This window comes from Reyranella sp. (assembly GCF_052439685.1).
Taxonomy (GTDB): Bacteria; Pseudomonadota; Alphaproteobacteria; order Reyranellales; family Reyranellaceae; genus Reyranella.
In genome coordinates this window covers 184,877-199,649 of the sequence record NZ_JBQVQG010000006.1, presented here as the reverse complement: position 1 = coordinate 199,649, position 14,773 = coordinate 184,877, and the positions used below count along the sequence as shown (strand labels likewise).

Annotated in this window: 18 protein-coding genes and 1 pseudogene; 14 read left to right on the top strand and 5 right to left on the bottom strand. The window is 66.5% G+C overall.

All coding sequences use genetic code 11. The features are described from left to right. Positions 1-4 precede the first annotated feature (4 nt). A complete protein-coding gene (ccoN, locus tag ACT6UX_RS10925) occupies positions 5-1,468 on the bottom strand; it encodes a cytochrome-c oxidase, cbb3-type subunit I (RefSeq protein ID WP_444775178.1) in 1,464 nt (487 codons plus the stop codon). A gap of 124 nt (positions 1,469-1,592) precedes the next feature. Here ccoN and ACT6UX_RS10920 point away from each other — a divergent pair, with 124 nt between their 5' ends. Together ACT6UX_RS10920 and ACT6UX_RS10915 are read left to right on the top strand one after the other, a co-directional pair. Next, positions 1,593-2,429: a DUF2189 domain-containing protein gene (locus ACT6UX_RS10920; RefSeq protein ID WP_444775177.1), complete on the top strand. Its 837-nt coding sequence runs from the start codon at positions 1,593-1,595 to the stop codon at positions 2,427-2,429. A gap of 1 nt (position 2,430) precedes the next feature. After that, positions 2,431-2,565: a hypothetical protein gene (locus ACT6UX_RS10915; RefSeq protein ID WP_444775176.1), complete on the top strand. Its 135-nt coding sequence runs from the start codon at positions 2,431-2,433 to the stop codon at positions 2,563-2,565. 183 nt (positions 2,566-2,748) lie between these two features. On the opposite strand, the gene ACT6UX_RS10910 is transcribed toward ACT6UX_RS10915, so the two are convergent. Then, the gene (locus ACT6UX_RS10910; RefSeq protein ID WP_444775175.1) at positions 2,749-3,486 is read right to left on the bottom strand and encodes a sulfite exporter TauE/SafE family protein; all 738 of its coding nucleotides are present in this window, start codon (positions 3,484-3,486) and stop codon (positions 2,749-2,751) included. Positions 3,487-3,586: 100 nt separating this feature from the next. Between ACT6UX_RS10910 and ACT6UX_RS10905 the strand changes: the two genes are divergently transcribed. From ACT6UX_RS10905 to ACT6UX_RS10870, 8 genes and pseudogenes are all read left to right on the top strand, one after another. Continuing rightward, complete coding sequence (locus ACT6UX_RS10905) at positions 3,587-4,426, top strand: universal stress protein (protein ID WP_444775174.1); 840 nt, start codon at positions 3,587-3,589, stop codon at positions 4,424-4,426. Continuing rightward, a complete protein-coding gene (gene hemN, locus ACT6UX_RS10900) occupies positions 4,426-5,769 on the top strand; it encodes an oxygen-independent coproporphyrinogen III oxidase (RefSeq protein WP_444775173.1) in 1,344 nt (447 codons plus the stop codon). Before ACT6UX_RS10905 ends, hemN begins: the two co-directional genes overlap by 1 nt. Before the next feature lie 13 nt (positions 5,770-5,782). Continuing rightward, positions 5,783-5,998: a hypothetical protein gene (locus ACT6UX_RS10895; RefSeq protein ID WP_444775172.1), complete on the top strand. Its 216-nt coding sequence runs from the start codon at positions 5,783-5,785 to the stop codon at positions 5,996-5,998. 100 nt (positions 5,999-6,098) lie between these two features. Beyond that, a pseudogene (locus ACT6UX_RS10890) lies at positions 6,099-7,229 on the top strand (sensor histidine kinase); the annotation flags it as partial. Further along, on the top strand, positions 7,222-7,833 hold the full coding sequence (fixJ, locus tag ACT6UX_RS10885) for a response regulator FixJ (RefSeq protein ID WP_444775171.1): 612 nt from the start codon (positions 7,222-7,224) through the stop codon (positions 7,831-7,833). The pseudogene ACT6UX_RS10890 and the gene fixJ, both read left to right, overlap by 8 nt. A gap of 50 nt (positions 7,834-7,883) precedes the next feature. After that, positions 7,884-8,255, top strand: coding sequence for a response regulator transcription factor (locus ACT6UX_RS10880; RefSeq protein ID WP_444775170.1), 372 nt, complete (start codon positions 7,884-7,886; stop codon positions 8,253-8,255). A 13-nt stretch (positions 8,256-8,268) separates the two neighbouring features. Further along, positions 8,269-9,231 carry an ABC transporter transmembrane domain-containing protein gene (locus ACT6UX_RS10875; RefSeq protein WP_444775169.1) on the top strand — a complete coding sequence of 321 codons (963 nt, stop codon included), beginning with the start codon at positions 8,269-8,271 and terminating at the stop codon, positions 9,229-9,231. A gap of 87 nt (positions 9,232-9,318) precedes the next feature. After that, positions 9,319-9,999, top strand: a complete 681-nt coding sequence (locus ACT6UX_RS10870; RefSeq protein ID WP_444775168.1) for a helix-turn-helix domain-containing protein — start codon at positions 9,319-9,321, stop codon at positions 9,997-9,999. 94 nt (positions 10,000-10,093) lie between these two features. On the opposite strand, the gene ACT6UX_RS10865 is transcribed toward ACT6UX_RS10870, so the two are convergent. The 3 genes from ACT6UX_RS10865 to ACT6UX_RS10855 form a co-directional block, all read right to left on the bottom strand. After that, positions 10,094-10,240 (bottom strand): hypothetical protein, encoded by a 147-nt coding sequence (locus tag ACT6UX_RS10865; RefSeq protein WP_444775167.1) that lies wholly within the window; start codon positions 10,238-10,240, stop codon positions 10,094-10,096. 25 nt (positions 10,241-10,265) lie between these two features. Further along, entirely contained in the window at positions 10,266-10,679 is a 414-nt protein-coding gene (locus ACT6UX_RS10860) for a translational machinery protein (protein WP_444775166.1), read from the bottom strand. Between the two features lie 63 nt (positions 10,680-10,742). Further along, positions 10,743-10,958 carry a hypothetical protein gene (locus ACT6UX_RS10855; protein WP_444775165.1) on the bottom strand — a complete coding sequence of 72 codons (216 nt, stop codon included), beginning with the start codon at positions 10,956-10,958 and terminating at the stop codon, positions 10,743-10,745. 96 nt (positions 10,959-11,054) lie between these two features. Here ACT6UX_RS10855 and ACT6UX_RS10850 point away from each other — a divergent pair, with 96 nt between their 5' ends. From ACT6UX_RS10850 to ACT6UX_RS10835, 4 genes are read left to right on the top strand one after another with little or no spacing between them, the layout of a single operon-like run. Next, positions 11,055-11,390 carry a hypothetical protein gene (locus ACT6UX_RS10850; protein ID WP_444775164.1) on the top strand — a complete coding sequence of 112 codons (336 nt, stop codon included), beginning with the start codon at positions 11,055-11,057 and terminating at the stop codon, positions 11,388-11,390. Then, positions 11,387-11,674: a hypothetical protein gene (locus tag ACT6UX_RS10845; RefSeq protein ID WP_444775163.1), complete on the top strand. Its 288-nt coding sequence runs from the start codon at positions 11,387-11,389 to the stop codon at positions 11,672-11,674. Before ACT6UX_RS10850 ends, ACT6UX_RS10845 begins: the two co-directional genes overlap by 4 nt. Positions 11,675-11,679: 5 nt before the next feature. Beyond that, positions 11,680-13,173: a thymidine phosphorylase family protein gene (locus ACT6UX_RS10840; RefSeq protein ID WP_444775162.1), complete on the top strand. Its 1,494-nt coding sequence runs from the start codon at positions 11,680-11,682 to the stop codon at positions 13,171-13,173. Further along, entirely contained in the window at positions 13,170-14,771 is a 1,602-nt protein-coding gene (locus ACT6UX_RS10835) for an MBL fold metallo-hydrolase RNA specificity domain-containing protein (RefSeq protein ID WP_444775161.1), read from the top strand. The genes ACT6UX_RS10840 and ACT6UX_RS10835 overlap by 4 nt, the downstream gene beginning before the upstream one ends. Positions 14,772-14,773 lie beyond the last annotated feature (2 nt).

The following is a 14,773-nucleotide window of genomic DNA, read 5'->3' as shown; positions in this document are numbered from 1 at the left end:
CCTCTTACGCCGCGAGTGCCGGTTGGGTCTGGGTGGCGAGCGCCTCCGTTTCGGTGCGGATGGTTCGCCACATGTTGTAGGCCATGATCAGGCCGCCGCTCAGGAAGCAGAGGCCACCCAGCAGACGGATCAGATAGAAGGGATGCATGGCGGCGACGGTCTCGACGAACGAGTACTGGAGGAAGCCGAGCTCGTCGTAGGCACGCCACATCAGGCCCTGCATGATGCCGCTCACCCACATCGCCGTGATGTAGAGCACGATGCCGATGGTCGCGATCCAGTAGTGCCAGCTGATCAGGCGCGTGGACCACATGGCCGGGCGGTTCCACATCTTCGGGACCAGGTAGTAGAGCGTGCCGAAGACGATGAAGGCGACCCAGCCCAGCGCGCCGGAATGCACGTGACCGATCGTCCAGTCGGTGTAGTGGCTGAGCGAGTTGACGGCCTTGATGGACATGACCGGCCCCTCGAAGGTCGCCATGCCGTAGAAGCCGACCGCGGTCACGGAGAAGCGCAGGCCGGGATCGGTCCGAAGCTTGTCCCACGCGCCCGACAGCGTCATCAGGCCGTTGATCATGCCACCCCAGCTCGGCATCCAGAGCATCACCGAGAAGGCCATTCCCAGCGTCTGGGCCCAGTCGGGCAGCGACGTGTAGTGCAGATGATGCGGGCCGGCCCAGATGTACAGGAACACCAGGGACCAGAAATGGATGATCGACAGCCGGTAGGAGTAGACCGGCCGGTTCGCCGCCTTCGGGATGTAATAGTACATCATGCCGAGGAAGGCCGCGGTCAGGAAGAAGCCGACGGCGTTGTGGCCGTACCACCACTGGATCATCGCATCCTGGACGCCCGACCAGGCGCCGTAGCTCTTCGTCCCGGTGATCGATACCGGCAGGGCCAGGTTGTTGACGATGTGGAGCATCGCGATGGTGATGATGAAGGCCAGATAGAACCAGTTGGCCACGTAGATGTGTGGCTCCTCGCGCTTCATCACCGTGCCGAGATAGGCAATCAGGTAGGCCACCCACACGATGGTGAGCCACAGGTCGACGAACCATTCGGGCTCGGCGTACTCCTTGCTCTGCGTGATGCCGAACAGGTAACCGAGCGCCGCGGCGACGATGAAGAACTGGTAGCCCAGCAGCACGAACCAGCCGAGCGGCTCGCCGCCGAACAGCCGCGCGCGGCACGTCCTCTGCACGACGTGGAAGGCCGTGCCGATCAAAGCGGTGCCGCCGAAGGCGAAGATGGCGGCGGACGTATGGAGCGGCCGCAGACGGCCGAACGTGAGGTAGGGGCTGTCGAAGCTCAGCTGCGGCCAGACGAGTTGGGCTGCGATGACGACGCCGACCAGGAAGGCGGCGACGCCCCAGAACATCGTCAATATGACGGCCGCGCGTATAACGTCCTCGACATAACGCGGCGCCGGACGCTGGTCGGCTGTCAATACGGCTTGGCTCGGCATGCTCACTCCCCGAATGGTCGCGGGGACACTAGGAGTCCGTGCCGGTCGCTCCCTTGATTTGGGTCAAGGCCATCGCGCCGGGCGGCGGATCACAATGCCGCATGCAATCCGAATGCGAGGCGCCATGAGCGAGACCATTGCGGTGTTCCCGACGCCCCGGCCGCTCATCCGTCGTGTCCCGGTCGATCGTCCCTGGACATGGCTTGCCGCCGGCTGGCGCGACATGGTGGCCGCGCCCACCGCGAGCCTCGCCTACGGATTCGTGCCAGTCGCGGCAGGATGGCTGGCGATCGTACTGATGCTGCGTTTCGACCTGCCCTATCTCGTGCTGCCGCTCAGCGCCGGCTTCTTCTATGTCGGCCCCTTCATCGCGACCGGGTTGTACGAGATCAGCCGCCGTCTCGAGACCGGGCAGCCGGTGGACGGCAAGTCCACGCTGATGGCGTGGCGGCGAAATCCCGAGCAGATCGCGCTCATGGGCGTGCTTCTCCTCCTCTTCCATCTGGCCTGGATGAGATTGGCGCAGCTCCTCTTCGCCCTCTTCGAATTTCGCACCGTCCCCTCCTGGGATCGCTTTCTGGATCTCGTGTGGACGACCTCCAAGAGCCTGCCGTTCCTGGCGCTAGGCATCGGTCTGGGAGCCTTTCTGGCAGCCATCGCCTTCGCGATCGGCGCTTTCTCCATTCCCTACCTTCTGGATCGCCGAAACTCGAACATGTTCGAGGCGATCGCGACCTCGGTGGCAGCGGCCCGCCTGAATTTCCGGCCGATGTTCCTGTGGGCCGGCCTGATCGTGTTTCTGACCGGCCTTGGCATGATCCCGGGACTGCTGGGGCTGGTGGTGACGCTGCCGCTGGTCGCGCATGCGACCTGGCACGCCTACCGCGACGTCATCCGCTTCGAAGCGGAGCCCGTCGGGCGCGGCGATCGGAACGATGCGGATTCAGTTGGAGGAGGGTGACATGGTTAGAAGATCGAGAGGGATGACGCCCGACGAGTTCGTGCATGTCGTGGGCGGCATCGGCCTGTGGCTCCTCGCCGCCGTGTTGCTCGTGCTGGCACTGGCCACCTTTCTCGAGGTGCTCGCGGGCTTTTGAGGGCGTGGGCCGATCGCCCGGCAGGCCGTAGAAGGACCGGGGTTCTCGGCCAATAAACGAAACAAACGAAACAAACGAAATAAATGAAGCGAATGTCGCAGCCCCCTGATTTAGTGCTGTGGCGCCCGTTGACGAAACAATGTTGCTCGTCGGGGCTCGCGGGCGACCTATTCCGACGAGCTGCTAGAGGCGCTGGCTGGCGAGGGCGAGCATGACCAGCGCATTGCCGGCGAGGAGCGGCGGGCTCACCCACTTCGCGACTGTCCGCAGATGGCGCCGCATGATCAGCCCGCCCCAGCCGACGGCAACGAGTGCCGGCACGGTGCCCAGCGCGAAGCAGGCCATGGCGGTGGCGCCTGACAGGACGGAGCCGGTACCGGCGGCGGCGGCCAGCGCCGCATAGAGCAGGCCACAAGGAAGGAAGCCCAGAACCACACCCAGCCCGTATCGCGCACCGGCGGAGCGTGAGGCGGAGAGAGGGCCGGCCAGACGAGCCACGAGGTTCGTGGCGGGCGAGGCGGCGTTCATCACCAAGCCGAAAGCCTGCGCCGCGAGCAGGGCGGCCGCTGCGACCAGCAGGACGGCCGACAGCAGGCCGAACACTTCGAGCGAGGCAAAGACGGCCGTGGCCCCGCCGGCCACGGCTCCCAGCGCCGTATAGGTCGTGAAGCGGCCGAGATGGTAGGGCACGAGCAGGGCGCCGGCCAGCCGGTGCCATTCGCCATAGGAGCGATCGCCCGGCTGCTGATCGACCGAGGCCATCACCTGACCCAGCACGAATGGGCCGCACATGCCGACGCAATGCACGAGGCTGCCGGCAAGTCCGGCCAGGAACAGCGCCGCGGGCAGGCCGAGCGGCATCGATGCGGCTGCCATGAGGCCGTCGCCGCACATCGCGAAGAAACGGGAAATGATGTCCATCGGCGCCAATGGACCATGATTTTTCCGGATGACGATTGACCTGCGTCAAGGTCGCGTGCGTCGCGGCCGGGCACGATTGATGAACTTCAGGAGGATGCCCATGGCCTACAAGACGATTCTCGTTCACTGCGATGCGAGCCCCAAGGTGGGCCAGAGGCTGACCGTGGCGGCGGAACTGGCGGAGCGCTATGGCGCTCACCTGGTCGGCATGCACGCCCGTCCGCCGCTCGAAGCGCCGATCTTCTTCGAAGGCGGTGTTGCCATGGACTCGCTGTTCGCCAGCTACGAAGCCAGCGCCGATGCCGATCAGGCCGCCGCGCTCGCCTCTTTCCAGAAGGCGGTCAAGGAACGCCGCGTCCCGTCGCATGAATGGCGGGTGACCGACGGCTTCATCGATTCCGAGCTTGTCCTACAGGCGCGCTACACCGACCTCCTCGTCCTCGGTCAGACGGATCCGGACGCCCAGACACCCACGCCCTCGGACCTGCCTGAAGCCGTCGTTCTGGCCAGCGGCCGGCCGACCCTGGTCGTGCCGCATATCGGCGTGCGCGCCCCGATCGGCGAGTCGGTGCTGCTCTGCTGGAACGCCAGCCGTGAAAGCGCGAGGGCGGCGGCCGATGCGCTGCCATTCCTGCGCATGGCGAAGAAGGTCGTCATCCTCGTCGTCGACCCGCGGACCTCGCCGGACGGCCACGGCGCCGAACCGGGTGCCGACGTGGCGCTGTGGCTGACCCGCCACGGGGTGAAGGTGACCGTGCAACGCGACGTCGCCGCCGACAGCGACGTAGGCGCCGTCATCCTGTCGCGAGCCGCCGACATCGGCAGCGACCTCATCGTCATGGGCGTCTACGGCCATTCGCGGGTGCGCGAAATGGTGCTGGGTGGCGTCAGTCGCACGCTCCTGTCCAGCATGACGATTCCCGTACTGATCTCACACTGATGGACGCCACCACGATCGCGGCCTACGACCGGTCGGTTCCTCGTTATACGAGCTATCCGACGGCCGCCCAGTTCCACGGCGCCGTGGGTGCCGTGGAGCACAAAGCGTGGCTTGGAGACCTCGGCCGCGACTGCTCGACATTCTATCTCCATGTGCCCTTCTGCGCACGTCTGTGCTGGTACTGTGCCTGCCACACGGCCGCAATGAACCGCTCGGAGTCGCTTGGCGCCTATGCCCGCGCGCTCGCGAAGGAAATCGATCTCGTCGCCGAGGCCGTGCCCGGCATGATGGTCGGTCAGATCCAATGGGGCGGCGGCACGCCGTCGCAGCTCGGGTCGGCGAACCTCGTCGCGGTGGCGAAGCGGTTGGCCGCACGCTTCGATCGGCGCAGCGGCTCGGAAACCTCCATGGAGGCGGATCCGCGCTTCTGTGACGAGGAATTCGTGGCGACGATGCAGGAGATCGGCGTCGACCGCGTGAGTTTCGGCGTCCAGGATTTCGATCTGGACGTGCAGAAGGCGATCAACCGGCTCCAGTCGATCGAGGACACGGCCTCCGCGATCGCGAGGATCCGCGCCGCCGGCATCGCCCGCATCAATATCGATCTCGTCTACGGCCTGCCGAAGCAGACGCCCGAGACGCTCGCCCGCACACTCGACGCCGCGCTCGCGCTGGCACCCGACCGCTTCGCCGTCTTCGCCTATGCGCACGTCCCCTGGATGAAGGCGCGCCAGCGCCTGATCGACACGGAAAGCCTGCCGGGGGCGGAGGCGCGCGCCGCCATGGCCAATCTCGTGGCGGAACGCCTTGTCGAGGGCGGCTACAAGCGAATCGGGCTCGATCACTATGCGCGGCCCGGCGATGCGCTCTCCACCGCGGCGGACCGTGGCCGGCTGCGGCGCAGCTTCCAGGGGTATGTCGTGGTCGATCAGCCGTCGGTCGTCGGTCTGGGCGCTTCGGCAATATCGAGCCTGCCGCGCGGTTTCACGCAGAACATCGCCGATCCGGGGCGCTACCAGTCGATGATCGAGGCGGGATGTTTCGCCTCGGCCCGCGGACTGGAGCTGACCGGCGCCGACCGGCTTCGCGGCGAGATCATCGAGAAGCTGATGTGCAGCTTCTCGGTCGACCTCGATGACGTCTGCCGCCGTCACGGTGCCTCGGCCCAATCGTTCATCTCGGAGGTGGCGGCGCTTCCCCGGCTGGTCAGCGACGGGCTGGTGCAGCGCGACGGCGAGAAACTGCACGTCACCGATCGCGGGCGCCCGCTGGTGCGCTTCGTCTGCGCCGCATTCGACACCCATCTCGCCCATGCCGATGGCCGGCATTCGCGCGGAATTTGAAGAAGGGATTCTCATGAGCACTCATCAATTGGTATCTCGCCACGTCGAGGCGGCACTGGCCGAAGCGGGCGGAAAGGGCATCGCCGGCGACGTGGTCGCCCGGTGCCTGCTCTCCGAGGCGATCCGCATCTTCAGACTGGCCCGCTCGAACGACGACATCGCCGCGGAGCTCACGGCGGCCATCGACAATCTCGACGAGGATGCGCCCCTTTCCTTCATAAGGCCCTGAATGAGGTGACCTGGGCAATTCGGCGCGTGCTATAGGTCACCTGTCATGGTGATGCGCCGATGAGCCGGATGTCCCGATGAGCGACCCCTCGATCGCACTTGCGCTCGAGGCGGCGGAAGCGCGCCTGCGGTCCATCCTGCAGACCGTGCCCGACGCCATGATCATCATCGATGAGCGCGGCCGCATCGAATCCCTCAGCACGACCGCGGAGCGGCTGTTCGGCTACGACTCGGACGAAGCCTGCGGCCGCAACGTCAGCCTCCTGATGCCGTCGCCCTATCGCGAGCAGCACGACGCCTATATCGGGCGCTACCTCAAGACCGGGGAGCGCAGGATCATCGGCATCGGCCGCATCGTGGTGGGCCAGCGCAAGGACGGGACGACGTTCCCCATGCACCTCACGGTGGGCGAACTGCGCACCGGCGAGCGCCATCACTTCACCGGCTTCATCCGCGACCTGACCGACCAGCAGCTCACCGAGGACCGGCTGAAGGAGCTGCAGTCGGAAGTGACGCACATGTCGAGGTTCACGGCGCTGGGCGAGATGGCCTCGACGCTCGCGCACGAGATCAACCAGCCGCTGACGGCCATCAGCAACTATCTCAAGGGCTCGCGCCGCCTGCTTGAACGCATGGAAGGCGAGAATGTAGAGATGCTCAAGGACGCGGTCTCCAAGGCCGCCGACCAGGCCCTGCGGGCCGGGCAGATCATCCGTCGCCTGCGCGAGTTCGTGGCGCGCGGCGAGAGCGAGCGGCGGATCGAAAGCCTTCCCAAGCTGATCGAGGATGCAAGCACGCTCGCACTGGTCGGTGTGAGGGAGCACGGCATCGCGGTCACGTTCAGGCTCGATCCGGCGGCCGATCTCGTGCTGGCCGACCGCATCCAGATACAGCAGGTGCTGGTCAACCTGATGCGCAACGCCATAGATGTGATGAGCGAAGGCGGTGCGGTCCGCCGGCTCGACATCGCGACGGCCGCCGGACCGGAGGACCAGGTCGAGGTGACGGTCGCCGACTCCGGGTCGGGCCTCGCGCCGGAAGTGGTGAGGCAACTCTTCCAGCCCTTCGTGACGACCAAGCGCAAGGGCATGGGGCTCGGCCTGTCGATCTGCCGCACGATCGTCGAGGCGCATGGTGGCAAGATCTGGGTGAACTCGCCTCCGGAGGGCGGCACGATCTTCCACTTCACCTTACGCGCGGCCGCACACGACCGGGAGAACGAGGATGCCTAGCCAGGTCGTTCACGTGATCGACGACGATGTCGACGTGCGGCAGTCGCTCGCTTTTCTGCTCAGCACGGCCGGCTTCGCCGTGCGCGTGCACGAGTCCGCGGTCGCGTTCCTGAAGGTTCTGCCGGACGCCCAGCCGGGTTGCGTGGTCACCGATATCCGCATGCCGGAGATGGACGGGCTGGAACTGCAGCGCCGTCTGGTCGAACTGAAGGCCGGCTTTCCCGTGATCGTCATGACCGGCCACGGCGACGTGTCCATGGCGGTCGAGGCCATGAAGGCGGGGGCCGTCGATTTCATCGAGAAGCCGTTCGACGACGAGACCCTTCTCTCTGCGATCAGGTCGGCGCTGGACAGTCATTCCCGCAACCGCGAGCGCGAGGACCGCATCGTGGCGATCCGCAAGCGTCTCGACGCGCTGTCCGGGCGGGAACGCGACGTGCTGCGCGGGCTCGCGGCCGGCAAGGCGAACAAGGTGATCGCCTACGACCTCGGCATCAGCGCGCGCACCGTGGAGGTCTATCGCGCCAACGTGATGACCAAGATGCAGGCCGACAGTCTCTCTGAACTGGTGCGCATGGTCCTCATGGCCGAGGGAGAATCCTAGGATTTGCGCTGGATCAACGCGGCCCCGCCTGTGCTGGGTGACGGTGGTACATGTCGAAGGCTTCCGATTCCATCCTGCTCGTCGATGACGATGCCGCCGTGCGCCATGCGCTCAAATTCTCGCTCGAGATGGAGGGCTTCGACGTGCGGCTCTATCCGACTCCGGAGGCTCTGCTGGCGGAGGACCCCCTGCCGGCCGGCGGTTGCCTGGTCATCGATTACCGGATGCCCGAGATCGACGGGCTGGAACTCGTGGAGCGGCTGCGGAAGCGGGGTGTGACCTTGCCGATCTTCCTCATCAGCGGCCGGGTGACCCGCTCCCTGCGCGCCCGGGCATCGAGCCTGGGGATCGAGGGCGTGCTCGAGAAGCCGCTATCCGATCTGGCTGCCAGTATCAGGCCCGTGCTCGATGCCCGGCCGTGACGGTCATGCATCGATGCCGGCCACCATCCTTGTTTTCGTGCTCCGGTCGTCGGGGCGCCACCAGGCGGCGCTCGCCGTCCTGTCGGTGCTGGTCTTCCTGCTGAGTGCGGCGCCGCTGGAGCTGCAGCGGCGGGTGATCAACGTGCTGGTGGATCGCGGTGCTTTCGAGACCGTGCTGTGGCTCGCCGCGGCCTATGTCGGCGTGGTCCTGTCCGAGCAGAGCCTGAAGCTCTGCCTCAACGTCTATCGCGGCTGGGTCGCCGAGGATTCGGTGCGCCGTCTGCGCAGCCTGGTCGGGGAGTACGCCGATCGTGCCACCCGGGACGTGAGCGGCGAGGAAGCCGGCGTCGAGATATCGATGGTGCTCGAGGAGGCCGAGCCCATCGGCGGCTTCACCGGCGTCAGCCTGTCGGAACCGCTGCTCCAGGGAGGCGTGCTCACGAGCGTGATCATCTACATGCTCTATCTCGACTGGCGCATGGCGCTCCTGGGGCTTGCATTCTTCCTGCCGCAAGTCCTCTTCGTTCCTCTGCTTCAGCGTGCCATCAACCGTCGCGCCCAGTCGCGCATCCTGGTCAAGCGCGGCATCAGCGGCGGGCTGGTGAGTCGCATCTCGGGGCGCGGGGGCGGGGACGGACGCATCGGCTGGGGCTGGACGCAGGACCCGATCGAACGCGTGTTCACGCTCAACATGGGCATCTACAGGATCAAGTTCACGATGAACCTGCTGATGAACATGATGCATCATCTGGCCGTCGCCTCCGCGCTCTGCTTCGGCGGCTGGCAGGTCCTGCAGGGCAAGATCGAGGTGGGCACCGTCGTCGCGGTGGTGGCGGGGCTCGGCAAGCTCAACGACCCCTGGGGCGACATCGTGAACTGGGCCCGTGAGCTGGCCGTCGTGTCGGTCAAGTACCGGCTGTTCGCGGGCGTCCTGGAGGGCCTGGTGACCGCGCAGGGCGAGGGGCGGCCTACGTAGATTCCCTTAGTTCAAGACCCAAATGGTCGGCCGGCTGCCCGGGCCCTATCCCTGTGTCCGTCAAAGACACCCTGTCGGGAGCCAGCCATGCATACGAATTCAGCGATTTCTGCCCGTATTCCTGCTGCCGTCGCCCTGCGTGGAGCTGCCAACATGCAGCCTGCGGGTATCCCGACCGCCGGCCTGCCGCGGATCCTGGTGAAAGGCGAGGAGCTGTTCGCCGAAGGCGATTCGGCGGACTATTTCTACAAGGTGGTGTCGGGATCCATCCGGACCTGCAAGCTGCTGAGCGACGGCCGCCGGCAGATCGACGCCTTCCACCTTGCCGGCGACATCTTCGGGCTGGAAGCAGGCGCCGAATACCGCTTCACCGCCGAAGCGCTCGGCGATGCCACCCTCGTGGCCTTCCGCCGCTCGCGCCTGGCCGAGCTGACGGCCGCCGATCCGGCCTTTGCCAACCAGGTGCTGGCATCGATGATGAAGTGCCTCGGCCGCGCTCAGGACCACATGCTGCTGCTCGGGCGCAAGACCGCCCAGGAGAAGATCGCCACTTTCCTGCTCGACATGGCCAAGCGCATCTCCAGCGACGACGAGCATCTCGAACTGCCGATGCAGCGCTCCGACATCGCCGACCATCTCGGCCTCACGATCGAGACGGTGTCGCGCACCCTGACCCAGTTCGCGCGGCAGGGCCTGATCCGGCTCCAGGCCGGCAGCCGGTCGGTCGATCTCTGTAACCTGGCCGCTCTGCGCAAGCTCGACGCCTGATCCGCGCGACCGGGAATCGCGAGGCGACCGATCGCCCGCGATTCTCCGGATATTTCCACGCCATCTCCGTGTCCGGGAACCGCCGATACGCCGGTCAGCGACCCACAGGCCGCTTCACGATCATCACAGGCCGGGCCTGTTGCGACCGCAGGTATTGCGCGGTCGCCGAAGCCACGGAGATGCCCAGCAGCATGAACGAGCCGCAGGCGAGCAACAGGAAGTAGATCGGGATATCGTTCATCGAACTCTCCTTGTCTCCACGGCGCTCAGTGGGAAACGGCGCCGATCGGGGCGTTGGGCCGCAGTCGATCGATGGCCTTGAACGACTGCCGCGCATGGGCGAGCAACTCGCCGTCGGTCGGATGGTCCATCGCCTCGACGCCCACCAACGTCTTCTTGACGTGCGGCAGGTGCTTGTCGAGATGCCGGATGAGTTCCTGCTTGGCCTGTGCCGGGCCGACCAGAAGCCATTCCTGGGTGCCGCGGATGGCGTCGACGATGTGATCGAGGAAGCTCAGGTCGAGCGCCGCATGGCCCGCGCCGATGACGCCGGCCTTGTGATGGACCTTGCGAAACGGGCTGTGGGCCTTGATGTTCTCGCGCTCGACATCGTCGGCATTGAAGCGGAATACATGGGCTTCCTTGCTGTCCATCCAGACGATGGCGTGACTGTGGGTCATGGTTTCTCCCAATGGCAATATGGACATGGTGGATCGGCGGGCGCGGCGGTGCGTTGATTCAGGTCAATCGTCGGACGATGTCGGATCGACTGATTTCCGCGGCACGGCGACGGCGCGCAGTTCGCTCATTCCCTTGCCGGTTCGCGGATCGACGGCGTGTAGTCCGTTGCAGGCGAGGCAGTGCTGTCCGACGAATGCCGGAAGAGGTCCGTTGCCTTCTTCGTAGCGGCCCTGGACGTTGTAGCCCGTGGTCGGGCAGCGGAAGACGAAAGTACGCACGATGTCATCTTGTCTCCGCACCGTCGATGCGCCTTGATTCAGGTCAAGGCGGAGCCAGGCTTCACCGACGATCTTTTCCAGGAGAGGGGACTTTTCATGACTAAATGCGCTTCCAAGGACAGGTTCGGCTACCTCGGGACGGAGGCGGCTGCCCTGCGCGAACACCTCGATCAGGCATCCGCAGCCATCGCCCGCGCCGCGCAGAGCGAGGGTACCGAAGCCGCCACGGCGGCTGCCGAAGCGGCACGGGAACTGCTCGCCCGGGCAGCCTTGCTGGCCGACGAATGGGTCGACAAGGCCAAGGACGCGGCGAAAGCCGTCGATGCGGGTCAGGAAGGAATCGCCGACATCGTCCGGCGCAAGCCGCTCGCCGCCCTCGGTGTCGCTGCGGCTTCGGGCTTCGTGTTGGCGCTTCTCATGCGGCGCAAATGAGCGTTTCGTCGGAAACCGGATCCCTGCTCGTCGCGCTGGCCCGGTCGCTCGCGACGGTGGGCGCCGGTGTTCTCGTCGCGTCCGGGCGGCGCCTCGCGGCCATCGTGGCGGCCTATATCCTCGTCGGACTGCTGCTGGCGGTCAGCCTCGCCTTCCTGACCCTGTCGGTCTATCGCGCCATCGCCGCGTCCCTGGGCGATGTCTATGCTCCCCTGATCGTCGGCTGCCTCTACCTGGTGGCGGGACTGATTGCGGCGCTGATCGTCCTCATGCGCCGTCGCTAGCCTTCATGCTCAAGGTTCGAAGGCTCGGGATCGACGCCTGTCAGGAGACCGTCGCGTACCTCGCCCGCCGCTGCGAGCATTATCGGGCGCAGGAATTCGTGGCGCTCGCCCGGATCGAAATCTGGGGCGGCGGTCGCCGCATCGTCGCCACCCTGAACATCGTCGACGACGAGTCGATCATGGCGACCGACGAGCTCGGACTGTCGGAGCTCGCCTATCGCCAGCTCGGCCTGCCGGCGGGAGCGGCCGTCGAGATCGCCCAAGCGGGACCGCCGCCGAGCCTCGACCATGTCCGTGCCAAGATCGAGGGGGCAGAACTGGATCCTGTCGCCTACCAGGAGATCGCGCGCGATCTGGCGGCGCATCGCTACTCCAAGATGGAGATCGCCGCCTTCCTGATCGCCGGCGCCCGCTTCACGACGGCAGCCGAGGTCCTTTCGATGACCCGGGCGATGGCGGCTGTGGGAGGCCGGCTGTCCTGGAACAGCGACATGATCGTCGACAAGCATTGCATCGGCGGCATCCCGGGCAACCGGACCTCGATGATCGTCGTGCCGATCGTGGCAGCCCACGGCCTCACGATTCCCAAGACGTCTTCGCGCGCGATCACCTCGCCGGCGGGCACCGCGGACACGATGGAAGTGCTGGCGAGGGTCGATGTCGGCTCCGACGAGATGCACGAAATCGTCGCGGCCGAGAGCGGCTGCCTGGTATGGGGCGGCCATGCCAACCTCTCGCCGGCGGACGATGTCCTGATCTCCGTGGAGCGGCCGCTGTCGATCGATACGCCCGAGCAGATGGTCGCCTCGATCCTGTCGAAGAAGCTGGCAGCCGGGTCGACTCATCTCATTCTCGATCTGCCGGTCGGACCGACGGCCAAGCTGCGCGACCGCGAGCGCTTCCTGCGGCTGCGCAAGCTCTTCGAGTACGTTTCCGACCAGGTCGGCATCAGCACGACGGTGCTGGCGACCGATGGTAGCCAGCCCATCGGTCGCGGCATCGGCCCGTGGCTGGAAGCCCGCGACGTCATGCAGGTGCTGGAGCGACATCCGCAGGCACCTCGCGACCTCGAGGAGCGCGCCGTCCTGCTGGCCGGCCACGTCCTCGAGTTCGATCCTGCGTTGCGGGGCGGCCAGGGGATCGTGCGCGCCCGCGAACTCCTGCACAGCGGCGCGGCGCTGGCGAAGATGCGGCGGCTGATCGCGGCGCAGGGGGCGCCTCCGCAGCCGGCGACTCTCGGCGCGCTGACGCACGATGTTCCCGCCACCCAGGACGGCGTCGTGACGGCCATCGACTGCCTGCGCCTGGCGCGAGTAGCCCGCCTCGCGGGTGCACCTATCGACAAGGGGGCGGGTGTGGACCTGTTCAAGCGGATCGGAGATCCCGTGGAGCGGGGCGAGCCGCTCTATCGCATTCATGCTGCGTTCGAGGCCGACTTCCGCTTCGCCACCCAGCTGGCCGCTGCCGGCGACGGCATGACCGTCGGGCGACGCGCATGACACTCTCGCTCCATATCCATGGCGCCGCCGGCACCGTCACGGGCTCCTGCCATCGGCTGGTGACGCCGCGGGGGACGCTCTTGGTCGATTGCGGCATGTTCCAGGGACCGAAGTCGCTGCGCGCCTTGAACTACCGGGCCTTTCCCTTCGCACCGGCGGAGATCGCCGCGGTGCTGTTCACCCATGCCCACATCGATCACACCGGTCTCTTCCCCAAGCTGACTCTCGCAGGATTTCGGGGCAGGGCCTTCGCGACCGAAGCGACACGGGACCTGCTGCACTGGCTGCTGCCCGATGCCGGGGCCATCCAGGAATATGACGTCGAACGCCTGAACCGCCGCAACGCGCGCCGGGCCGAGCCCACGATCGTGCCGATCTACACGCGCGCCGATGCCGAGGCCTCGCTCTCCTTCATCGAGTCGCAGCCTTACGATCGCTGGTTCGAACCGCTACCCGGCGTGCGGGCGCGCATGCGCAACGCCGGCCATATTCTCGGCAGTGCCTTCTTCGAGGTCGAAGTCGACGCCGCGCCGCGCCCGCTGCGGCTCGTCTTCTCCGGCGATATCGGCCCGGGCGACAAGGCCCTGCAGCCCGATCCCGAGTTGCCAGGGCGCACCGATGTGGCCTTGGTCGAATCCACCTACGGCAGTCGTTCGCGCGAGCCGATGTCCGAAGTGGATCGCAGGGCCGTCCTGGGACACGAACTGGAGGTCGCGCTGGCCGCCGGCGGGAACGTCGTCGTGCCGGTCTTCGCCGTCGAGCGGACACAGGAGATCCTGGAAGACATCGCGGAACTGAAGCGCGGCGGGAAACTCAAGGGCGCGCAGGTCTTTCTCGATTCGCCGCTGGCGGGGCGAACGACCGAGGTATTCCGTGCCCACCGCATGTCTCTCAGCCGTTCCGGGGGCGGCCATGCCTTCAGCGGCGGCGAGTTCCGGCTGAGCGAGACCGTGGACCAGAGTCGGGCGATCGGGCGCATCCGTGCCGGTGCGATCATCCTGGCCGGCTCCGGCATGTGCGACGCCGGGCGGGTGAAACATCACCTGAAGGACAATCTCTGGCGGACGGACTCGACGATCCTCTTCGTTGGATACCAGGCGCCGGGCACCCTGGGTGCATTGATCCGCGGCGGCGCCGCTCAGGTCCGCATCCATGGCGAGGAGATCGGCGTGCGGGCGCGCATCCGGTCTATCGATACCTATACGGGCCATGCCGATCGCGAGGAACTGGTCGCCTGGTGCCGTCCGATGATGGACGAACTCGGCTCCCTCCTGCTCGTGCATGGCGAGCCGGAGGGAATCGACGGACTCTCCGACGCACTCGCCCTGGCGGGAGTCGAACGGGCACGGATCGCTGCCCCGACGCTCGACGAGAAGTTCGTCTTCGTCCATCGCGACGGAAGGTGGATGGCGACCTCCGAAATCGGCGGGGTGCCGCGTCTCTCGCCCGAAGTGGCGAACGCGCGGCGCGACTGGCACAACGACTATGCGCAGATGCTGCTCGATATCCGAGGGGCTCTGCAGGCCGCTCCCGACGACGCCGCGCGGCATCGGCTGCTGCAGCAATTGCGCCGTGCGCTCGGCAACGGCGGTCGATGACA